Origin of the sequence: Caballeronia sp. LZ065 (assembly GCF_031450975.1) — a bacterium.
Classification (GTDB): Bacteria; Pseudomonadota; Gammaproteobacteria; order Burkholderiales; family Burkholderiaceae; genus Caballeronia.
The window spans coordinates 669,575-691,742 of the sequence record NZ_JARUXV010000004.1 but is presented as its reverse complement, the minus strand read 5'-3'; the positions used below and the strand labels follow the sequence as shown (position 1 = coordinate 691,742).

At 63.0% G+C, this 22,168-nt stretch carries 20 protein-coding genes; 15 read left to right on the top strand and 5 right to left on the bottom strand.

Annotation, left to right across the window (positions count from 1 at the left end; translation table 11 throughout):
• Positions 1-33: 33 nt before the first annotated feature.
• From QCE63_RS29660 to QCE63_RS29615, 10 genes are all read left to right on the top strand, one after another.
• Positions 34-474 carry a DUF4399 domain-containing protein gene (locus QCE63_RS29660; RefSeq protein ID WP_309820281.1) on the top strand — a complete coding sequence of 147 codons (441 nt, stop codon included), beginning with the start codon at positions 34-36 and terminating at the stop codon, positions 472-474.
• 21 nt (positions 475-495) lie between these two features.
• Complete coding sequence (locus QCE63_RS29655; RefSeq protein ID WP_309838095.1) at positions 496-951, top strand: DUF4399 domain-containing protein; 456 nt, start codon at positions 496-498, stop codon at positions 949-951.
• Positions 952-1,265: 314 nt separating this feature from the next.
• Positions 1,266-1,565 carry a hypothetical protein gene (locus QCE63_RS29650; RefSeq protein WP_309838094.1) on the top strand — a complete coding sequence of 100 codons (300 nt, stop codon included), beginning with the start codon at positions 1,266-1,268 and terminating at the stop codon, positions 1,563-1,565.
• Positions 1,566-1,845: 280 nt separating this feature from the next.
• The gene (locus tag QCE63_RS29645; RefSeq protein WP_309838093.1) at positions 1,846-3,294 is read left to right on the top strand and encodes an efflux transporter outer membrane subunit; all 1,449 of its coding nucleotides are present in this window, start codon (positions 1,846-1,848) and stop codon (positions 3,292-3,294) included.
• Between the two features lie 245 nt (positions 3,295-3,539).
• On the top strand, positions 3,540-6,101 hold the full coding sequence (locus QCE63_RS29640) for an FHA domain-containing protein (RefSeq protein ID WP_309839320.1): 2,562 nt from the start codon (positions 3,540-3,542) through the stop codon (positions 6,099-6,101).
• Positions 6,079-7,452, top strand: a complete 1,374-nt coding sequence (locus tag QCE63_RS29635; protein WP_309838092.1) for an HlyD family efflux transporter periplasmic adaptor subunit — start codon at positions 6,079-6,081, stop codon at positions 7,450-7,452. Before QCE63_RS29640 ends, QCE63_RS29635 begins: the two co-directional genes overlap by 23 nt.
• Before the next feature lie 52 nt (positions 7,453-7,504).
• Positions 7,505-8,257: a peptidylprolyl isomerase gene (locus QCE63_RS29630; protein WP_309838091.1), complete on the top strand. Its 753-nt coding sequence runs from the start codon at positions 7,505-7,507 to the stop codon at positions 8,255-8,257.
• Positions 8,258-8,301: 44 nt separating this feature from the next.
• Positions 8,302-11,361 (top strand): peptidase domain-containing ABC transporter, encoded by a 3,060-nt coding sequence (locus QCE63_RS29625; RefSeq protein ID WP_309838090.1) that lies wholly within the window; start codon positions 8,302-8,304, stop codon positions 11,359-11,361.
• The gene (locus tag QCE63_RS29620; RefSeq protein ID WP_309838089.1) at positions 11,358-12,668 is read left to right on the top strand and encodes a sigma-54 dependent transcriptional regulator; all 1,311 of its coding nucleotides are present in this window, start codon (positions 11,358-11,360) and stop codon (positions 12,666-12,668) included. Before QCE63_RS29625 ends, QCE63_RS29620 begins: the two co-directional genes overlap by 4 nt.
• A gap of 94 nt (positions 12,669-12,762) precedes the next feature.
• The gene (locus QCE63_RS29615) at positions 12,763-12,933 is read left to right on the top strand and encodes a hypothetical protein (protein ID WP_309838088.1); all 171 of its coding nucleotides are present in this window, start codon (positions 12,763-12,765) and stop codon (positions 12,931-12,933) included.
• A gap of 78 nt (positions 12,934-13,011) precedes the next feature.
• Here QCE63_RS29615 and QCE63_RS29610 read toward each other — a convergent pair whose 3' ends face one another.
• The gene (locus QCE63_RS29610; protein WP_309838087.1) at positions 13,012-13,782 is read right to left on the bottom strand and encodes a protein phosphatase 2C domain-containing protein; all 771 of its coding nucleotides are present in this window, start codon (positions 13,780-13,782) and stop codon (positions 13,012-13,014) included.
• 105 nt (positions 13,783-13,887) lie between these two features.
• Entirely contained in the window at positions 13,888-14,223 is a 336-nt protein-coding gene (locus tag QCE63_RS29605; RefSeq protein WP_309838086.1) for a hypothetical protein, read from the bottom strand.
• Positions 14,224-14,684: 461 nt separating this feature from the next.
• On the opposite strand from QCE63_RS29605, the gene QCE63_RS29600 reads away from it, so the two are divergent.
• From QCE63_RS29600 to QCE63_RS29590, 3 genes are all read left to right on the top strand, one after another.
• The gene (locus QCE63_RS29600) at positions 14,685-15,188 is read left to right on the top strand and encodes a lecithin retinol acyltransferase family protein (protein WP_309838085.1); all 504 of its coding nucleotides are present in this window, start codon (positions 14,685-14,687) and stop codon (positions 15,186-15,188) included.
• 49 nt (positions 15,189-15,237) lie between these two features.
• Positions 15,238-15,486, top strand: coding sequence for a hypothetical protein (locus tag QCE63_RS29595; RefSeq protein WP_309838084.1), 249 nt, complete (start codon positions 15,238-15,240; stop codon positions 15,484-15,486).
• Positions 15,487-15,684: 198 nt separating this feature from the next.
• Positions 15,685-16,785 carry a 4-hydroxyphenylpyruvate dioxygenase family protein gene (locus QCE63_RS29590; protein WP_404990204.1) on the top strand — a complete coding sequence of 367 codons (1,101 nt, stop codon included), beginning with the start codon at positions 15,685-15,687 and terminating at the stop codon, positions 16,783-16,785.
• A 24-nt stretch (positions 16,786-16,809) separates the two neighbouring features.
• Here QCE63_RS29590 and QCE63_RS29585 read toward each other — a convergent pair whose 3' ends face one another.
• Together QCE63_RS29585 and QCE63_RS29580 are read right to left on the bottom strand one after the other, a co-directional pair.
• Positions 16,810-17,256, bottom strand: a complete 447-nt coding sequence (locus QCE63_RS29585; RefSeq protein WP_309838082.1) for a cupredoxin family copper-binding protein — start codon at positions 17,254-17,256, stop codon at positions 16,810-16,812.
• Entirely contained in the window at positions 17,253-18,239 is a 987-nt protein-coding gene (locus QCE63_RS29580; RefSeq protein WP_309838081.1) for a metallophosphoesterase, read from the bottom strand. The genes QCE63_RS29585 and QCE63_RS29580 overlap by 4 nt, the downstream gene beginning before the upstream one ends.
• A 318-nt stretch (positions 18,240-18,557) precedes the next feature.
• On the opposite strand from QCE63_RS29580, the gene QCE63_RS29575 reads away from it, so the two are divergent.
• A complete protein-coding gene (locus QCE63_RS29575) occupies positions 18,558-19,238 on the top strand; it encodes an RNA polymerase sigma factor (protein ID WP_309838080.1) in 681 nt (226 codons plus the stop codon).
• Positions 19,228-19,971, top strand: coding sequence for an anti-sigma factor (locus QCE63_RS29570; protein ID WP_309838079.1), 744 nt, complete (start codon positions 19,228-19,230; stop codon positions 19,969-19,971). Before QCE63_RS29575 ends, QCE63_RS29570 begins: the two co-directional genes overlap by 11 nt.
• A 299-nt stretch (positions 19,972-20,270) precedes the next feature.
• Here QCE63_RS29570 and QCE63_RS29565 read toward each other — a convergent pair whose 3' ends face one another.
• On the bottom strand, positions 20,271-21,617 hold the full coding sequence (locus QCE63_RS29565) for a hypothetical protein (RefSeq protein WP_309838078.1): 1,347 nt from the start codon (positions 21,615-21,617) through the stop codon (positions 20,271-20,273).
• Positions 21,618-22,168 lie beyond the last annotated feature (551 nt).

Genomic DNA, 22,168 nt, shown 5'->3' with positions numbered 1-22,168 from the left:
CCATGCCCTTTCAACCCGAGAGGCGTGCATAACATGCTGAGAAGAACCGTGCTGGGCGCCCTGGCTTCCCTTGCCGCACTCGTCGCCGATTCGTCGTTTCCCGCCGCGCGTGCCCGCACGCCCGCGCCGCCCAACGCCGAGGCCTACATCATCTGGCCGCCCGACGGCGCAGTGATCAGCGGCGGCAAGCTGTGGGTGCGAATGGGCTTGCGCAACATGGGCGTGTGTCCGAAGGGCATCGACATGCCGAACGTCGGTCATCATCACTTGCTGGTCGATACCGACCTGCCGCCGCTCGACCAGGAGATTCCATCGGACCGCAATCATCTGCACTACGGCGCCGGCGAAACCGATGCGCGTCTCGAACTTCCGCCCGGCAAGCACACGCTGCAACTTCTGATGGGCGACTACAACCACGTTCCGCACGACCCGCCCGTGTACTCGAAGAAGATCACCATCACCGTGAAGGCGTGACACTTGCCGAGGGCATACGACATGAAGAAACGATCCGCTCGCGCGCCCGCTCTGTTGCTGGCGGCCACGCTTGTCACCGCGACCGCGCTCGCCGCGTCCACGGTCGCACTGGCCGGGCCGACGCCCGCGCCGGCCAATGCGTACGCGTACATCGGCTATCCGAACGACGGCCAGACCGTGCCGGCGGGCAAACCGTTCAAGGTCTGGTTCGGCTTGCGCTTCATGGGCGTCGCGCCGCGCGGCGTCAAGTTTCCGAATACGGGACATCATCATTTGTTGATCGATGTGGACTTGCCGCCGATGGATCAGGAGATTCCATCGGACCGCAATCATCTGCACTACGGCGCCGGAGAAACCGAAACCTTGATCGAGCTTCCGCCGGGCAAGCACACGCTCCAGCTCCTGATGGGCGACGACAAGCACATACCGCATAACCCGCCGGTTTATTCCAGAAAGATCACGATTTACGTCAAATGAACCGGGCGCCGCCGCGCGCGGCGCCTTCTCCGTCTTTGGCCGATGAAGCGGCGCACGTTCCGGTGCGGCGGGAGCGGTTTGTCTTGTCGATCATGAAGCATGTTGCCGAAGGACCAACAGCCGGAGTCCGAAGTGTTGGCCTCCGACCGGCAGAACAGGACGCAACGCAGCACGGTCCGTATCGATGCAAGCCATACGACACAAGGCGCAGCGATGAAAGAAGGATGCATTGACGCGGCTGGCATGACCCATGCATTTAAACGGTACGAGCCGACACCACGCTCGAACCTGCCACCCACCCAAGGGGAACCGACATGACGAAGCTCACCATCAAGGATCTTCCCGTCAGCGAAGAACTGGGCCGTGCGATGAATGCCGTAAGCGGCGGCAACGCTTCGCTTGCTTCGGGCCTCTTTCCGGGCCTGGACCTGTCGGCGTTTGCGATGTCGCTCACGCCGCAGCAGTTCATCAGCCAGAGCCAGACGACGCTGAACGAGAACGGCAGCAACATCGCCTTTGCCCAAGGCCTCGCCGCACGTTCGAACGTCGCGCCCAAACAGGATGCGAAGAACATCGCCAACTTCAATTTCGGCGTGCCGGGCGATGTGGCCTGAGCGTTTCCGGGAATGAAACAACCGTCGCAGCAGTAACGCATCAATGCATCAATGCAGGAAAGGCGGGGCACGGGGAGCTCTGCCGTAACACCGCCCGCAAGCGGGCGTCATGGCCGCGCGTCGTGTCGCAGAACACGCGCGCGCCATGTGACATAACCCGTATGGAGTCGCGGTGCGCCGTGTGATTTACTTGATTGACTGAATGACGTCACTCGCGGTCGGCGCCGCGCTTCTCACCTGTTCATCCGACCGTCGGTGCGCGTTCACCGGGAGTGAGATCGTGCAAGCCTTGTTGCCCTCGTTGCGCGTGCGCTCGGTTCGTCGCTGGTCGACGGCCGCCGGGCTGTGCGCCGCCGCGCTCCTGTCCGGTTGCATCGACGTGAAAGTGCCGACCTATCAGCGCCCCGGCACACCCGAGAAGACCGCGTTCAGCAAGATCGACGCACCCGCCGTCGCCGCGTCCGATACCATCCAGCCCGACTGGTGGAAGCAGTTCCAGGATCCGTATCTCGATTCGCTGGTGGCGAAGGCCATCAATGGCAACATCGACATCAAGGTGCTGGCGGCGCGCATCCAGGTAGCAGGCGCGCAGATCGGCGAAGCGCGCGCGGGCGCCTTGCCTTCGATGGACCTCGGCGCGGGCGCGGCCTTCGAAAAGACCACCGGCCAGAAGTTCTCGAAGACCTATAACGTTGCCACGCAAGTGAACTGGGACATCGACATCTGGGGCGCGGTGGAAAAGGGCGTGCAGGCGCAGAAGGCGGAATTCCGCGCGACGGAGGCCGATTGGCGCGCGGGTTATCTCGAACTCGTCTCGTCCGTTTCGACGACCTACTTCCAGATCCTCCAGTTCGACGACCAGATCGATCAGCAGAAGAAAACCATCGCGACCAATCAGCAGATCCTGACGATCTTCGAAGGCATGGAGAAGAACGGTCTCGTGCCGCATACGCAGGTCTTGACGCAGCGCGCCGAACTCAACCGTCTGACGCGCGATCTGCTGGAAATCAAGCGCTCGCGCGATCTCGGCGACAACGCGCTCGCGACGCTGATCGGCGTGCCGGCCGGCAATTTCAAGGTGCCCGAAGGCCAGCTCCAGAAGCGCGTGCAGGCGCCGCCGGTGCCGTCCGGGCTGCCGTCGCAACTGCTGTCGCGGCGTCCCGATCTGATCGCGGCTGAATATCGCGTGCTGGAGGCCTACGACCTCGTCGGCCAGGCGAAACTCGCGCAACTGCCGACCATCAGCCTGACGGGACGCGGCGGCACGGCGAGCTTCGCGCTCACCGATCTGCTCAAGACCTTCACGTTCAGCTTCTTGCCCAGCATCAACATCCCGCTGCTGGACCCGAGCGTGCGTGCGCGCGTGAAGACCACCGAAGCGCAGTCCACCGTTTTCGAACAACAGTATCGAAGCACGGTGATGGGCGCGTTCGAGGAAGTGGAGAACGCGCTCGTCAATCTCGATTCGCACATGAAGCAGCGTGGCGAACTTCAGCAGGAAGTGGATCAACTGACGATCGTGGCCGCGCAAATCGACGCGCAGCTGAAGGAAGGCGTGATCTCGCAGCTTCAGGTATTCGAAACTGAACGTACCTTGCTGGCCGCGCAACTGGCCTTGCTGGCGAATCATCAGCAGATCCTGTCCGATACGGTGACGCTCTACAAGGCGCTGGGCGGCGGCTGGCCGACGGTCGATGTGCAGAGCGCCAGCAAGGACGCGATGAAGTAAGCATCGTTCCGGGCCTCACGGCCGTGGCGATGTTTCATATGAAGTAATCCAGGCAGGATTGCTCATGATCGATTACACCGGTGCCGCACGATTGACTACGACGATGCGTGACTTACACTTTCAACAGCCGCCGGAACCCGCTGTCATGGCGTCCGGCGCGGCTCAACTTGTCCATGTACCCGGGGTCGACGGGCGTTCCCATAACGCGTCGGCCACAGCGGCTGGACGCAGCGTGTGACATGGACATGGCTCAAGGCTATCCCGTCGCGGAAGCGCCGCCGAGTGTCGGCGAGGCGTTCGATGTCATCCTGAGACCGCTGCCGAACCCGGAGCTCGGCAGCGACGCCGAGCATCTGACGGAAATCCGCATCGACGAGAACCTGTTTCCGATCGGCCGCGCCGAAGCGCCGTTCGACGCAAGTCCGCCCGAGGCCGTGGCGCAACTGTCGCGCCGGCACGCACGCATTTTCATCGAACACGGATTCGTCTATATCGCCGATCTCGGCAGCAAGAACGGCACTGCCGTCAATGGCACGCCCGTGCGCGAAACGCCCGCGCGCGTCCATAGCGGCGACATCGTTTCGTTCGGCAGCCGGCTGTCGTATCGGGTGCAATTTGCCACGCGCGCACGCGGCGCGGGCCAGGCTAAACCGGTTGGCGTCACGCTCGTGCCGCAACGCGACGACCTCGGCTTGCAGATCATCGAACTGGTGCAATTTCCGTTTCTCGTCAGCAAGACAGACGACAACTTCGCGCGCTTCCGCGAGCGCTATCCGCACCAGGTGAACTATGTGTCGCGGCGGCACGCGCATGTGTTCATCAAGGGCGGCGCGCCGTTCGTCGAGGATCTCGGCAGCACCAACGGCACCTTCGTCAACGGCGAACGGCTCGGCGCGTCAGCGCTCGAACTGAAGGACGGCGACAGTGTCGCGTTCGGCGGCTCGCACTTCGCGTACACGGTGCGCCTGCACGGCGACGAAGGCGAATCGACGCTCACGGAATTCGTCCTGCCGAAGCGTCCACAGGCGCAGGCAGCCCCGGAAGACGCGTTCGACAGCGACAAGACGACCTTCGTCGGCTCGGCGCATTCGTTCCTCGACATTTTCTGTGTGGATCAGGCGGCCGCCCGCGAAGACGAAATCAACGTGGATGCGCAGCCCGGCGTCGCGGAAGAAAAGCGCCCGGACACGCATCAGGCGAAACGAAGCAAGGCTGCGCTGTTTGTCGGCGAACTGCGCCGTACGCTCGCAAGCGATGACCGTCCCGCGTCGCGGCGCACGCGCATGGTGACGGCAGGCGTGCTCGCGGTGCTGGTCGCGGGCGGCGCGGCGTTGTTCTATAGCGGCGCGTCCGAGCGGCACGTCAAGTCGCTGATGGCGGACGGCGACTACAGCGCGGCGGCCGGCGCAACGGACACGTATCTGAAGACCCATCCACAGGACCAGCATGTCGCGGCGATCAACACCGAGGCCGTGCTCAAGTCGAACGTGCCGCGCTGGCTTGCTGCGCTGAAGAAAGGCGATTTCAAGGGCGCGGACGCGATCATCGCGCAGATGAGGACGCTCGGCGAACACAATGCGGACGTGCGTTCGCTGCTCGACGAACTCGCCTGGATCGGCACGCTGGAAGCGTTCGTGATGGGCCGCGGCGGCGCCGATGCGCCCATCCGCATCTATGCCGACGAACCGCGCATCGACGCGATCCTGAAGCACTGGGACGCCGATGCGTCAGGACATCAGCGCGACCTGGACCGCATCGCGGGCTATGTGCCGGAATTCCGCGAGCCCTATGGGCTGGCGCTCAGTCATCTGCGCAAACTGCAAAGCGACGACTCCGTGTATCTCTCGGCCATCGACCGCCTGGATGCGAGCATCGTGAAAAGTCTCGGACAGGACGATCTCGATGCCATCGACGCGACGCTCAAGGACTATGCGGAGAAGTATCCGCGTCTCGCGGGCCTCGATCGCGTGCGCGCCGATCTCGATGTCTTCGGCGCCGTGCGTCGCGGTCTGAACGGCACGAGCCTCGCGCCGTTGGCGGGCGCGTTGACGAGGGCGAAGTTCTCGACGCCGCCGTTCCAGGACAAGCTGCGCCAGATGAGCGCGGGTCAATTGCCGCCGCCGGCGGTGCTGACGCAGTATGCGGCCGTGGCGGACGCATGGAACCAGGGCAGGAGCGCGCAGGCAATCGACGCGCTGCAACAGTTGCCGCAGGGCGCATGGTCCGCGACCGTGCAGAAGGAGCTGGCGCACAAGAAGTCGGTGGCCGCGCAGTTCGGCGATGTGCAGAAGGCGCGCGGGACGAAGAACTATGAAGAGGCGTTGCTCTCGTTCTACGAAACCCTCGACTTCGACAGCGACGCATACTACGTGAAGACCGTCGCGCCGGAAGTGGCCTCGCTCAAGGACCGCGCGACGGCCCGCGCACAGTCGCTCATGGCGCAGGCGCAGACATCGTGGCAGCAGTACCGGACGAACGGCGGGATTGGCGGATCGCAGCGGCTGGAAGCGAACGTGTCCGACACGTTCCGCGCGCAGGCCAAGCTGCTGTCCGATGCGGAAGACGCCGCCACGCGCGGCATGCGTATCTTCAGGCAGGTCAAGGCCGATGGCGCCAGCGCGAAGTGGACCTCGCTGGCCCGGGAGATCGATACCGAAGCGGACTTGCAGCGCCGCTCGCTGCAAGACCTGCGCATGGTGCTCGAACCCGGGCTGCTGAATACCAAGCTCGGACTGATCGGCGGCCCGCAAGGCGTCATGGCCAACTCAAGCGGAGGCGCGACCAGTGAAGCGAGACGCACCCCTTAAGCCCTTGTCTGAAGCGCTCGGTGATCACGGCGTGGAAGGCATCTCGATCCTCACCGCGGAGCCGCTCAGGTTCACGCAGGCGCTGGTCTTCGCGATGGTCGCGTTGATCGGCTCCGGGCTGATCTGGTCCTTCGTCGGCCATGCGGACGTGATGGTGTCGGCGCAGGGCACGCTCGCGCCCGAATCCGAGGTGCGGCGCTTCTATGCGCCCATCGACGGAGAACTCGCCGATCTGTATATCGCGGAAGGCCAACCGGTGCGCAAGGACGATGTGATCGCGCGTCTCAACGCACGGGGCGCGATCGAGGCGGCCTCCAACGCGCTTGAAGCGCAACTGAAGCTCGATGACGCCGAACGCGAATGGAAGCAGTTCCCGGAAAAGAAGCTATTGATGGAACGGCGGATCGCGGCGCTCAAGGATCAGATGGACGTCGAGGAACATCAGCATCAGCAGCGCGTGTCCGAAGGCACGAGCAAGCTCGCGGAAGGCCAGAAGGCGCAGTTGCAGGAAGCGCGCAGCACGCTGGAGAACGCCCGCCGCGCGCGCGATGCGGCCAAGGTCGAACTCGACCGCTTCCAGCGCCTGTTCGCGTTGCCGGGCGGCGGCGGCATCGCACAGACGCAGGTGGACCAGAAGCGCAATGCGTATCTCGAAGCGGACGGCGCGTATCGCGTCGAGCAATCGCGGCTCGCGGAACTCGACTTTCGCCTGAGCCACGACTTCACGCAGGCGAAGCGCCAACTGGAAACCAGCGGCCAGGAAGCGACCAGCCTTCGGCTTCAATATGAGGCCGCGATGCGCGAGGTCGCGAGCACCGAAGACAAGTTGCGTTTGCAACTACAGACCGCGCGTCTGGTTGCGGACGCCGCCGCGCGCATCAAGTTCGAGAACATCGACAAGGACAATTTCTTGTTGATTCTCGCACCGGTGTCGGGCGTCATCACCGATGTCACGTCCACCCAGCCCGGCGACAAGATCCAGGCGAACACGCCGATAGGCGGCATTGCGCCCGCGAACGCCAAGCCGGTGCTGAAGATCGAAATCGCGGAACACGACCGCGCGTTCCTGCGCGAAGGGCAGCGCGTGAAGCTCAAGTTCAATGCGTTTCCGTATCAGCGTTACGGGGTGATCGACGGCACGCTCGCGTTCATCTCGCCTGCGACGAAGCCGAGTCCGACCAGCAAGCAACCGGTCTATGAAGGACGCGTGACGCTCGATCGCGATTATTACCAGGTGGCGGATACGCGTTATCCGCTGCGCTATGGCATGACGGCGAACGCAGAGATTGTCGTGCGCGAGCGGCGTCTGATCGACCTCGGGCTCGATCCGTTCCGCAACGTGGCGGGGTAGGTGCAGGGGCAGGCTCATCACCAGATCGACACACATCCAGACGGAGAAGAACATGACGGCGATTGTGCGTATCGACGACGAAGTGGTCGACGTCGGCGAATTTCTCAGGGCATTGAAACTGAGCGGCCAGTTCGACGGCCTCATCGAGCAACTCGTGCGCGACAAGCTGACGGTGCGCGCCGCGCGCAAGACCGGCGTGGAAGTCAGCGACGACGAAATCCAGAATCGCGCCGACCAGTTCCGCCGCATTCGCGGACTGCATCGCGCGGCGGACATGAACAATTATCTCGATGCACTGCGCGTGAGCCTCGACGAGTTCGAGGTGTTCATCACGGACTCGCTCTACCAGGAAAAGATGCTCGACCGCGTGGGCACGCCGCGCGAGGTCGAGGAATATTTCCAGTTGAATTCGCCGCGCTTCGACAGTATCGAGGTGAGTCACATTCTGCTCGATACCGAAGGCAGCGCGAAGGAGATGATCTCCTATCTGAACGACGACCCCGACAGCTTCGCCGAGATGGCGCGCGAACATTCGCTGGCCGATACGCGCGACGAAGGCGGACGCGTCGGCCGCGTGATGCGCGGGCAGTTGAAGCCGGAAATCGAGGCGAAGGTTTTCAACGCCGAAGTCGGCGATCTGCTTGGACCATTCGTTTCCGCCGACGGCACGTCATATGAAATCTTTGCGGTGACGGCCAAGTATTCCGCGCAGCTCGACGACGACGTGACCGCCGAGATCCGCCGCTTGCTGCGCGAGGAATGGATGGCGCTGCGGGCGCAGGAACATGTGATCGAAGCACGCTGAAGCCTACTGAGGCCCACTGAAGCCCACCGAGCAAGCGACACGACATGGACGCGCCATCGAGCCTCGATTCACCCGCCGAGTTCCTCTCGTCGGTGGAGATACTCTCGCCGTTTTCGCGTGAAGAGATCGACGAACTCTCCGCCCAGGCGAGCTCGCGCCGCTTCGGTTTTGGCGAGACGGTGTGCAACGCCGGCGATGCCGCCAACGGCCTTTATATCGTCAAGGCGGGCTCGGTGCGCATCTTCACCGAGGAGCACGGCAAGGAAATCAGCATGGGGGTCCGGAAGGAGCGCGAGACCTTCGCCGATATCGCGATGCTGCGCGACTACCGCCATGAATCGTCGGTGCGCTCGTCGGGCAAGACCGAGTTGCTGTTCATTCCGCGCGCGGCGATCGAAGTCGTCATCGCGAAGAATCCCGCCGCGCTCGCCTTCGTGACGAGTTATGTCGCGATCAATTCGGCGGGCGGTTTCGTCGCCAAGCTTTTCGATCTGCGCACCAAGCTCAACAAGGCCGAGCTGGAAGAGTGCGTGCGCAGCGTCGGCGTGAAGCGCGTGGCCGAAGGCAAGGAGATTCTCAAGCAGGATTCGCGCGATGACCGGCGGCTCTATGTCGTGCGGCAAGGCGAAGTGCGCATCGTGCGCGAGGAAGGCGGCCAGCAGCATGTACTCGCGACGCTCGGTCCCGGCGAGATCTTCGGCGAGAAAGCCTGCGTGATGCGCCAGGAGCAGATGGCATCGGCCATTGCGAGCACCGATACACGCCTGCTCGTGATTCCCGAGAAGACCGTGCATTTCATCATCGAGCGCAATGTGAAGCTGCGCGAGGTGCTGGAGGAGCGCATCCGCTTCACCGAGCGCGAAATGCAGCGGCAGAAGAAGATGGCCGAGCGCCGCCGCCTGCCCGCGATGCTCGACCTGCACACGCGGCCCGAAATGGGCGAACGCGTCCTCAAGCGTTTCGCGTGGGTGGAACAGGCGGAGGAGATGGATTGCGGGGCGGCGTGCCTCGCGATGATCTGCCGTCACTACGGCATCAACATGACGCTCGGCAAGCTGCGCGAACTCGCCAACGTGACGACCTCCGGCGCAACGCTCGATTCGCTCGCGCGCGCCGGGGAATCGCTCGGATTCACCGCGCGCGGCGTGCAATGCACGTTCGAGTCGCTGCGCGGCTTCGAGATGCCGTTCATCGCGCACTGGGAGGGCTATCACTACATCATCATCTACGGTGTCTCGAAGGACAACGTGTGGGTCGCGGACCCGGCGCTCGGCTTCAGGAAGATGACCGTCGGCGAGTTCGAGCGCGGCTGGAGCGGCACCTGCCTGCTCTTCACGCCGGGACAGGATCTCGCGCAGAAGGCCGTGTCGCGCTCGCCGTGGCTGCGCTTCATCGGCTATCTGAAGCCCTACAAGAAGATCCTGCTGCACCTGTTTCTCGCGACCTTCGTGATCCAGGTGCTGGGCGTGATCCCGCCGCTCATCATCCAGAACATCCTCGACGGCGTGATCGTGCATCAGAACGTCGGGCTGCTGCATGTGCTGATTGCCGGGCTCATCATCTCCAGTCTGTTCACGCAATTGATGTCCACCATCCGCGCCTATCTCGCGAACTTCATGGTGCGCAACATGGACTTCGCGATGATGTCGCAGTTCTTCAAGCACACGTTCTCGCTGCCCTTCGGCTTCTTCGCGAAGCGCAAGACCGGCGACGTGTTCGCACGCTTCCAGGAGAACCTGACCATCCGCGCGTTCCTCACGGAATCGACGGTCACGACCGTGCTGAACCTGTTGATGATCTTCATCTACTTCACGATCATGTTCCTGTACAACGTGAAGCTGACCTTGTTGCTGATCGCATTCGTGATTCCGATGACGGCGCTCACCGTGCTCGCCACGCCGCGCATCAAGCAGAACGCGCGCGAGAGCTTTTCGGCGGGCACGGACGCGCGTTCCTATCTGATGGAAGCGCTCGGCGGCGTCGAGACCGTGAAGGGCATGGGCATCGAGCGCGCGGTGCGTCTCAAGTGGGAGAAGAAGTACGCAAAGTCGCTGGAAGTGCAGTACAGGTCGCAGCGTTTCAATATCGCGGTGGGCCTGTGCAGCCAGTTGCTGAACGCGGCGACGACCATCGGCGTGCTGTGGGTGGGCGCGAACCTGGTGCTGGCGCGCGAGCTGACCATCGGCCAGCTGATTGCGTTCAATGCGTTCATGGGCAGCGTACTCGCGCCGCTGATGGGCCTCATCAACCTGTGGAGCCTGCTCAACGACGCAGGCGTCGCCATGGAACGGCTGGGCGATGTGCTCGACATCGAACCGGAGCAGAAACCCGAGGACATGCAGCAGCGCGTGATGCTGCCCGACCTGCAGGGCGACATCAGCTTCAAGGGCGTGTATTTCCGTTATGGCGACGGCGAAACACCTTATGTGCTCGAGAACATCAGCTTCGACATCAAGCCGGGCGAACTGATCGCGGTGGTCGGGCGCAGCGGTTCGGGCAAGACGACGCTCGCGAAACTGCTGGTCGGTTTCTACGGGCCGAGCGAAGGCAAGATGACCGTGGACGGCTATGACATCACTGTCGTCGACAAGGGCTTCTATCGCGCGCAGATCGGCTATGTGATGCAGAGCAACCTGCTGTTCTCAGGAACGATTGCCGACAACATCGCGAGCGGCGATGAAGCGCCGGACCGCAGGCGCATCGAGGAAGTCGCGAAGATGGCCGATGCTCATGCGTTCATCGTCAAGATGCCGCTCGGTTACGAGCAAGTGGTGGGCGAGCGCGGCGTGGGACTGTCGGGCGGACAGATTCAACGGCTGTGCATCGCGCGGGCGCTGTATCACGACCCCCGCCTGCTGGTGTTCGATGAAGCGACCTCCGCGCTCGATACGCAATCGGAGAGCAACATTCTCGGCAACATGCAGGAGATATTGAAAGGGCGCACGGCGGTCATCATCGCGCACCGGCTGTCCACCATCATGCGTGCCGACAAGATTCTCGTGCTGTACGAAGGCGGCATCGTCGAGCAGGGCAGGCACGACGAACTCGTCGCGAGAAAAGGCATGTACTACCAACTCGTGCAGAAGCAACTGAGCGCAGCATGAAAATACTCGACCAACCGGAAAGCGAAGCCAGCGCGCCGACCTCGGCGATCTCGTATGCGGGACTCATCGAGAAGATCGAGATCCTGCGCTCGACGTTGCGCTGGACCTCGCGTCTTGAACGCCCTGAAATCGAAAAGCTGCTGCGGCAGGCGAGCGCCCTGCGCGACGAAGTCATGCAGATGTCGCACAAGGAGCGCTTCGTGCAGGCCGCGGCGGCGGAGCCGAAGCGGGATCTCTCGCAGGGCGCGCGGCGCCGCGCCTTGCTGGAACGCAGCTTCATCTTTGAAGGGACGTTCGGCGACAATCCCAAGCTCCTCGAAGCGCTGGAAATCGCCGAAAAGGCCGCGCCCACGGATCTGCCGGTCCTGATCGACGGCGAGAGCGGCACCGGCAAGGAACTGATGGCGAAGGTCATCCACGCGAACGGCGGCCGCGCCGACAAGCCCTATATCTCGGTCAACTGCGGCGCGATTCCGGAAAATCTGCTGGAGTCGGAGCTGTTCGGGCATCGCAAGGGGGCGTTTACCGGCGCGACCAACGATCGCAAGGGCAAGTTCGAGAGCGCGCATACCGGCACCATCTTTCTCGATGAGATCGGCGAGTTGCCGCTCACCGGGCAGGTCAAGTTGCTGCGCGTGCTGGAGGCCCATGAGATTCAGCGCGTGGGGTCGGACGAGCCCATCGCGGTGGATACGCGCATCGTCGCGGCGACCAATCGCAACCTGCGACAGTTCTGCGAGGAAGGGCGTTTTCGCGAAGACCTTTTCTATCGTCTGAGCGTCATTCACCTGACCTTGCCCGCGTTGCGCGAACGGCGCGACGAGATTGCCTTGCTATTGCAATACTTCGGCGATGAAGCGGCGGCCACGCTCAAGCGGCGGCCGGTGCGCATGTCTCCACGGCTGCGCGATTTCCTGCGCAACTACGATTACCCCGGCAACATCCGCGAGCTGCGCAACGTGGTGTACCGGCTGACGTGCCTCGCCACGGACATGGCGGACCTCGAACATCTGCCGGTGGACATCCGGCCGAAGTCGTCGCTCACGCTGGCCATGAACGATGCCTCGGCGAACGGCAACGGCATCGTGACGGCAAGCTCGCTCGCGGAAGCGAAACGCGTGGCGAGCGATGAAGCCGAACGCGCGTTTCTCGAGCGCGGTCTCAAGGAGACCGGCGGGACGGTGGCGGAACTGGCGCGGCGCTATGAGATGAACCGGTCGCATCTGCAGATGCTGCTGAAGAAGCACGGGCTGCATTCGAAGGAGTTCCGGCTGGCGGCGCAGAAGAGTCGGGAGGCGGAGGGGTGAGATCGCGTATGAACTTCGCCCGGTCGGCGCGAGATACGGGGCGTCATCCGCATTGTCCCGGCACGCCGGGCAAACAGACACGAGGCAAGACGATATGAGCAAGAAGTCGGGAACCGACTGGAAACGCCTGGCCCGGATGACCGATAGCGACATCGATTATTCGGACGTTCCGAAACTCGACGATGCCTTCTTCGAGCAGGCCGAATTGCACGTTCCGCTCAAGCAGCCGATCACAATGAGGCTCGATGCGGATGTGACCGAATAACTTTGTCAGCGGGGAAAGCGCCATCGGACACGCATGCGTGCCTGCATGACTCACCAGAATCGCCCTCCCTTCGAGCCGTCAAACCCCCGGATTCACCTGCGTCTTGTCCGACGCCATCAGATCCTCGGCATGCGCGACCACGACCGAGATGTTGTCGCGCCCGCCGCGTGCCAACGCGATCTCCAGCAGCCTTTGCGCCGCCGTATCGCAATCGCCGGGGGCAAGCTCGCTCGCCATCTCCGCTTCGCTCACCTCGTTCGACAAACCATCACTGCATAGCAGGAAGGTGTCGCCGTCGCGCAACTCCAGCGTGTTCTCGTCGAGTTCCAGCACGTCCAGCGCGCCCACCGCGCGCGTGATCAGATGCTGCGCCGGATGGTGCAGCGCTTCCTCGGCCGTCAATTGCCCGCGCGCCTTCAGCTCTTCCACATGGCTGTGGTCGCGCGTCAGCTGCACGAGATTGCCCCGTCGCAACAAATAGATCCGGCTGTCGCCGGCCCACAGGTAGCCGCACGCGCGATCGCGCGCGATCAGCAAAACCACCGTGCTGCCGATGCGCGAGACCTGTCGCCGTGCCGCTTCCGCCCGCAGTTGCTCGTTCACGCGCAGGAGCCGGGCGCGGGCATCGGCCAGGACGTTCGTCAGGCCGCTCGCGCCTTTTACCTTCGTGAGACTCTCGATGACCATGCGGCTCGCGAGATCGCCGACCGCATGGCCGCCCATACCGTCGGCGACGGCCCACACGCCGCGCGCGGGGGCATCGAGCAGGGCATCCTCGTTGATCTGCCGCACGCAGCCGGTGTCGCTGCGGGCGGCGGAAGTCCATCGAAACTCGCTTGGGAAGGTCATGGAAACCTCCGGGACTCGGGGTGACGCGGCGGCGGGCGGGGACCGCGAACGATCGCGATCATTGTCTCCCAACATGCGCCGCAGCGAACGGCGGATGTGCACCATTCAGCCCGCGCGATTCCCGGCGACCGAGGCGGGATTGACCGTCAGCGTCGCGCCGTTGCCCGTGTTAGTGACGCTGGTGCTCTGGAACTGATTGATCATCTGGCCGACGTTCGTCGTGTTGCTGGTGACGTTGTTGGTCACCTCGTAAATGTTGTTCGTGACGTCGAAGACATTCACGGTCGCGCCGCCCACTCCGCCGCCGCCGCCCGATCCCCGATCGACATACGGCGTGATCCAGCCGTAGACCCAGGGGGCACCGCCGCCGCTGATGGCCGACATCGCCGCCTGATCGAGTTCGTGGTCGTAGGCGAGATCGGTGATGGTGAGGATGCCCATGGCGGTTCTCCGGAATGGCCTGAAGGGACGCGCGATATCAATGCAAGGGACGTGCCGGAATGCGCGCTACCGCCGCGCGAGAAATGGGTCGCCATAAAGGGCGGGCGTGAGCGCCTGTCATCGGGACAGACTCTGCTTCACGACGGCAGGCGAACAGTCGGCGCGGCGCCGACACCGTGTGCGTACTCGACTGCAACTCACCAACACCTTGTTTGGAGCGCGCTCCAATGCGCTCAAAGCGCTTCGCAGAGCGTGCGAGCAAGTGACGCGTCAGACCCGACAGACACGCCGGAAAACTGTTGGCCTTAGTCCTACAGATGCACTGCCCGGTGTGATGCGAATCAAATAAAAATACATAAAAAACAGAGACATAGAAACACTGGCAAGGAAGATGCAAAAGAGCTGGCAACCCGGCGCCAAACAAACACATGACGCCAAGCTGAACAGCCTCGGAGCCAGCCATGTCAACCCAAGAACAAATCGAAGTGAACGAAGCGCAAGCCCTCGCACGCGGCTTCGTGCTGGAAGACGAACCCGCTCTCGGCACCGAACTCGTCACGCGCCGCTCCGGCTACGACCACCACGGCATCTATGCCGGCAACGGCATGGTCATCCACTACGCGGGTTTCGCAAAGTCGCTGCATCGCGGGCCGGTCGAGGAAGTGAGCGTCGAACAGTTTGCAGCCGGCCATGAAGTCACGATTCGCCAGAACCCGGCCGCCAGGTTCGTCGGCATGGAAGCGGTGCGCCGCGCGCGCAGCCGTATCGGCGAAGACCGTTACCAACTGCTGACCAACAACTGCGAACACTTCGTCACCTGGTGCCTCGACGGCCGCGCGCGCAGCCGTCAGGTGCAGGCCTGCCTGGCGCATCCGCGTGCTGCGGTCCGCGCCGTGAGCGGACTGTGCCGTGCCTATATCGCCGCCCGACGTATCCGCCGCATGAACGCGGCGCTCGCCGCCTGATTGGCGCTCGGCGCGCCGAACGCTGAACCTTGAACCCGAGGAGACCGTCATGCAAACCGCCGCCAACTCGCTGCACTGGGCCGTCGACAAGTGGCTCGCGCCGACTTCCGCGCATCCGGCACGGGTCGTGCGCCTGTGCCGTTCGCAGGCGACCGGCGCGCGTTATGTCTGCATCGAGGCGCAGCATCCGGGCGGTCCGCTGGCGATCATCTTCTTCCGTCACGACGACGGCACCTGGAACGTGTTCCCGCCGCAAATCCGGCGTCCGTCGATGAGCGCACAGCGCCTCGCCGCCTGAAGACAACGAACAGCAACAAGAACGGACTGCCGGGCAGGGCCGGAGCGCGTCGGGCGGCTCCGGCTTTGACACGGCGAACCTGCTGCCGCTACTCTAGGCGCAAGCATTCCGGCCCTGCGACGACATCGCCGGGTCGCGCGGAGGCGGCCGGTCGTGGTAGCTTTGCGTCCGTGAACCAGATCGTACAATTTTGAGGTAATGCCGATGACACAGCCCGACTCCGTTTCTCCCGCCCGCGCGACGTCCGATTCCCGTCCGGACAACAATCCGCTCGGCATTGCGGGATTGGAGTTCGTCGAGTTTTCGAGCCCTGATGCACAGGGGCTCGCCGCGCTGTTCGGCCGGCTCGGCTTCGTGCCTGTGGCGCGGCATGTCAGCAAGGCCGTGACGCTGTTTCGCCAGGGCAGCATGCACTTCCTGCTGAACGCCGAGCCGGATTCGTTCGCCTCGCGCTTCGCGGAGTCGCACGGCGTGGGCATCGCCGCCATCGGTATTCGCGTGCTGGATGCGCAAGTCGCGCACGAACGCGCGCTTGAATACGGCGCGTGGGACTTCGAGGGCGAGAAGATCGGCCCGAACGAACTGGCCATTCCCGCCATCCAGGGCATCGGCGACTCGCATATTTACTTCGTGGACCACTGGCCGGGCAAGAACAGCGGCGAGACGTCCATCTACGACATCGACTTCCGGCCGATTCCGGAAGAAAGCCCCCCCGCGAACAGCACGGGCCTGCTCGACGTGGATCATTTCACGCAGACGGTGGGCGCCGGGCGCATCCAGGAATGGCTCGACTTCTACCGCGAAGTGCTGCACTTCTCGGAGATCCATCAAGTGCATCCGGACTGGCACGTCTCGCGGGACTCGGCCGTGATCGTGTCGCCGTGCGGCTCGATCCGGATTCCGGTGTATGAGGAAGGCACGTATCGCACGGACCTGATGCAGCAGTACCTGCCGGATCATGAAGGCGAGGGCGTGCAGCATATCGCGCTGGCGTCGGCGGACATCTTCGCGTCAGTCGATAACCTGATGGCGCGCGGCGTGCGTTTCCTGCAGCCGCCGCCGCGCTATTACGACGAGATCGACGAACGTCTGCCCGGCCATGGTCTCGACATCGATGCGCTGCGTTCACGCGGCATTCTCGTTGATGGCGAGATCCTCGCCGATGGCACGCCGCAGCTCTTCCTGCAGACCTTCGCCGAACGCCGGCCCGGCGACATGTTCTTCGAGATCGTCGAGCGGCGCGGCCATCACGGCTTCGGCGAGGGCAACCTGAGCGCGATCGCGAAGGCGCGCGGCTGAACCGGCATCCCTTCGCACCAGCGCTCATTGCACAACGACTGTCCCCGTCATGTGCGGATGCAGCGAGCAGAAGTACTTGTAGATGCCGGGCTTGTCGAACACGTGCGAGAAGTGCTCGCCGCTGTCGAGCGGGTCAGACTTGAAGGTCTTGCCCTCGTCCGCGACGGTATGCAGCATGTCGTCGTGATTCACCCAGGTGACCGTGGTCCCGACCGGCACCGTGATGCTCGGTTGGTTGAACGCGAAGTTGTCGATGGAAATGCTCGGCGCAGCCGCTATCGCGACTTGTTGCGCGGGCGCTTGCATCGGCTTCTGCGCGGGTTCTGCGGCACAGGCTGTCGGCACCATGCCGATCACGCCCTTCACGACCAGCGCGAAGGCCGCCTTACGCAGGAACTTGCCGGCGAGCGGCCGGAGCGTGGCCGGCGAAACATAGGGCGAAACATAGTTCGCGAGCGTCGTGGCGATCATGACTGCCCCCCCGCGAGCGACGTATCCGTAACCGCGAGCTGGGTTCGTCCGGCGACGTGGGTGACTTCACGCAGGCCGAGCATGCTGCGCAATTGATCCGATGGCACCTTCATCGGTCCGGGGCCGGACGGCGCGCCGGGCGCGGGTTGCGGAAAGGCGGTGGACATCGCCGAATAGAAACGCATCTCTCCCTCCACCTTCTGCGCGACCTGATGCACGTGCCCGTTCAGCACGGTCACCGAGCCGAAGCGCTTGAGCAGCGCGAGCGCCTGTGCGCTGTCGTCGGTGCCCCAGCCCCATTCCGGATAGAGCGCCCACAGCGGAATGTGCGCGAACACGACGATGGGCGTGCTGCTCGACTTGCCTTGCAAATCGGCCTTGAGCCAGGCGAGTTGCGCATCGCCGAGAAAGCCGAGGCCGCCGCCCTTCAGGTCGATCACATTGGTCAGTCCGATGAAATGCACGCCGCCCTGGTCGAAGCTGTACCAGTGCCGGTTGCTGCCACGGCCGTATTGCGCCGAGAAGCGGTCGAAGAACGGGTTGCCGTCTTCGACCAGCACGTCATGTTCGCCGGGCACGTAGTGCACGTCCATGCCGGCGGCGCCGATGATCTGCGTCGCCGTATCGAACTGCGCAGGCTTCGACAGATGCGTGATGTCGCCGGTATGGATCATGAAGGCAGGGCGCTTCTTCATTGCGCTTACACGCTTCACGGCTTCCTCGAGCGTGCTGGTCGGCTCGGTGTTCGGATCCTTGTTGAAGCCGATGTGGCTGTCGCTGATCTGCACGAAACTGAAGCCGCTGGTCGTCTCGGCTGCTTGCGCTGAAGAGATCAGGCGCGAGACCGGCACGCCGCCGCTCACGGTCCAGATCACCCCGGCACCCGCCCATGCCATGCACGACAGGGCGGTGCGGCGGCGCTTGCCGTGGTCGTCGAGTTCTTCGTGTTGTTGCTGTTCCTGAGTGAGGGTATCCGTTTTCATGGCGGGTTCCTTGGTGTCGATGTGGGTCGTGGTTCCTGGGGTCAGTGCGCTTCCCTTGACGGAATCGCGTGCCCCTGGCGGCCCGGTGCAGGGGACGAGGCCTGAGCGTGGCGCCCGGTGTGCGGACGTTGCTGCGGCTTCCGTCCATCGAACCGGCGTGGATGGCCCGTTATTCCCGCTTTATTTTTTTGGGAACCGGGAAGGTGACGGGAATAAAACCCGGGCGGCATGCGTAACGGTGAGGGAGGGCGCGGGAGCAGTCGTACCGCGCTGCCTGGGGCAGTTTCCCGAACGTGGCAGGCGAAAGGAGACCGCGCGATGTGGCAAGGCAGGTCGAGACAGGACAAGGCCGGACGCGGCGAGCACGCGGACCCGCAGGCTGCGGTGGCGATGCGCGCGCGTTTCGAGGCGACGGTGATGCCGCATCTGGATGCGGCCTACAACCTCGCGCGCTGGTTATCCGGCAATGCGAGCGACGCCGACGACGTGGTGCAGGAAGCGTATCTCCGCGCCTTCCGTTTTTTCGGCGGATTCGATGGCGGCGCCGAGGCGAACGCGCGTGCGTGGCTGCTGGCGATCGTGCGCAATACCTGGTTCACGGAGTGGCGTCGCCGGGTGCAGACGGCTGACGCAACGCCTTACGACGAAGAACTGGGCGGCGACGAAGCGTTGCCGGGATGGTCGGAGGAAGGGGGCGCCGATCCCGAGACCCTGGCCGTGCGCCGCGACGAGATTCATCTGGTGCACCGCGCGCTGGAGGTGCTGCCGGTGGCCTTTCGCGAAGTGCTGGTGTTACGGGAACTGGAAGACATGAGTTACAAGGAAGTCGCATCCGTGACGGGCGTGCCGATCGGCACGGTGATGTCGCGCCTTGCGCGCGGCCGCAAGATGCTGGCGGGGGCGGTACGCGCGGCGCAAGGTGGGCAAGACCGGCCGAGCGTGCGGCTCGTGCGCCGGACCGGACCGGGTCAATCGGAGGAGTCGGGCAATGGAAAATAACGACACCGCCTCGCTGGATACGAGGCTCGCCGACGGTTCGCTCTATCAGCGCGCGCCGGTCCACTTGCGAACGCAGGTGCTGGCGCGGGTGCGGGAAGAGGCGTGGGAACAAGAGCGAGAGCGCGCGCCTGTGCGCTGGGCGAGTCGGGGCTGGTTCGGCAACGCGTTCGCCGAACCCTGGCCGTTTTTTGGTGGCGCGTTCGCCGGCGCGACGCTCTCGGCGCTCGTGCTCGGCGCGATGCTGTGGTTCCAGGCGCTGCCGCTGGTGACGGGCGTCGCGACCGGATCGCCGATGGCGCAGGAGATCGTATCGAGCCATGTGCGCGCATTGATGTCGGACCGTCCCATCGATGTGCTGTCCAGCGACAAGCACACCGTGAAGCCGTGGTTCAACGGCCGCATCGACTATGCGCCGCCGGTGATCGATCCGGCCGGACCGGGATTCGCGCTGGTCGGCGGCAGGCTGGATTACATCGATCATCGTCCGGTGGCGGTGGTGGTGTACCGGTATCTGAAGCATCCGATCGACGTGTACGTGTTCCCGGAGCACAAGGGCGATGGCAAGAGCAAGACGGCCGACAAGGACTTCACGCCGGTCGTCACGCAGTCCGACGATGGCTATGCGCTGGCACGCTGGAATCACGACGGGATGACGTTCTGGGCGGTGACGGATGCGTCGGGCGGGGTGTTGAGGCAGTTTGTCCACGCGATCGAGACGGGCGCGCCGCGTTGATTCAAGGCGGCGATGGTGTCACAAGGGTGCAAGGTTGCGCGCGGTGTTCTTCGGGATGCCGCGCGTTTTTTTTTAATGGGCTCGGACAAAAACCGTGGGGTACAGGCCGATGCGCAGAGACCGGATGGAAGCCGGACTTCTGCGGTCTCGGTGCGGAGGTCCGTTTTCCTGCGATCAACGGACGGACGCAATGCGAGTGGCGAGGACTTGAAGCCATTCCTCGGGTCGGCATTGAGTCCGATTCACGAGATCAGGTTATCCGGCAGCGGTCTTCACTCTCAGGCGAAGAGAATCGCAAATCACCAGCGAACCTTCCACATTCCTCCGCCCGTACATGCCCCGCAATGCTGAATGTTTTTCCAGTCGCCTCTCCCCACCAGTTTTTCAACTCCCTTCTTCGCTTTTTCTGCCTTCGAGGCACTTTGCCAACTCGTGTGACCACAGCCACTCACCTCGATGAGCACATCGTAGGCCGGTTTGCTGTGAGCCTTTTTGTAATAGCGTATGTCGCCGCTCTTCGGCTCCGTGGGCCCATCCGCCACGGCCGGATGGGCATCAGGACCCGCGCCCTTGATCTGCTCCAGAGCGCTTTCCGCTGCTTCAGCACGACTGCTCAGAACGGCGATATCGATCTTTGCCTGGGCGAGATCGGCTTTGAGTTGCTCGTTATCGACGAGATACATCTTCGCAATTTCCAGTTCCTCGGAATTTGCGGTGGCGCGTTCTTCGAGCTCGGTCAATCTCGACCGGGCAGCATCACTCTTGATCTGCCGGATTTCAATCGGCGCTACAACGGTCAATGCCGCAACCGACATGACTTTGCGACGCAAGGTCGTACGGAAGCGCAAGGCTCCCTTGCCATCGTGGTCACTGGACAAAAGCGCGGATGCGGTCCAGACGCTTCCGGAGAACTGAGCCGCGGCCGAACCGCCAGTCACTATCGGCCAGTAGAGCCGCACAGCGCCGAGATAGCACGAATTCTCCTTGCCCATTTCTTCCGTGAGCATCCAGGAGGCTTCGTCATCGATAGTGACTACATGCGCCAATCCAGCGAGATCGTAGGCAAGCTCTTGGTCGAACCAGGGCCACAAGATTTCGCCATCGTTCTTGGAAACCACGACGATTGGCATGCGCCGCTCGCTGGAGCGCAGATGATCGAGCAGCGTCGTTGCTCCATCTTCGCCAATAAGTGAAGTACTTTTCCCAACAGGTATTCTGTTTCCATTCATCGTCCAAGCGACGTCAAGTGCGAGCAATTGCCTGACCACTGCCGGACATCGGGGATCAATGGGCACCGGTGCAATCATGCTGACCGTATTGGTGACGGAGAGCGTCACATGCACGGAGACATCGGCTGGCGAGCGGGTGACCGAGAGCGTCGTGGTAAAGACCTGCCCCGCCTTGGAGAATTCGTCCAGCCTGATTTCTTCCAGATCACCCCTGTCCGCGACCGTATGTGACCTGTTGAATTTTCCTTGACCATTTGCGGTTAAGGAATTGAAGGATCCTTCATTGCGAGCAGGGTCGCTCACTCCCTTGTCGGACAACCATCGCAGGATAACCTCTGCGACATCATCTTCTAGTTTCCCGGCAGTATTAAAGGAAAGACCGCGAGCTTCGAGGAGATACGCAGCAATATGTTGCATAGGGAACGAATGGCGTCAGCTTGAAAGGGTAGGCACAACCGAATCGACATATCAATGTGCCGATGAAGAATAAACAATACCTACCGTTAACGACTATCGTCCCCTTTTCTTTACGCCTGCTTCTCTCAGCCTGTTTGACCCTCCGATCTCCGGTACCCGTTCTGATTCATCGAAGCGCATCCTTCGGCCGTCGATCGCAGGGTGCAAATACGGTTCATCACCTGCGCAACCTTCCATGATTCCTGGACGCAGGCAACGAAGCGGCCCCTGAATGGATCGCCGGGAAGCATCCTCAGGTCTGCAAGGCCATGCCATAAATCGGCCATATCAGCGCCTCTGGAGCGTCTCAACGTGTCGCCGTCCATCAGCGTTCTAGTCGTCAGCGTCTCGCCTGATCTCGCGGCCGAACTGATTGCCGAGGCCGTCGCACTGCCACTTCACTATGCGCATCTAATGTCATGGCTAAATACAAATGTCCGATGTCTGGCTCATTAGAAATGTCAGGGTTTAAGATTTGCCAATCTCTTTAGATCATTATCTCCCCACCGCGG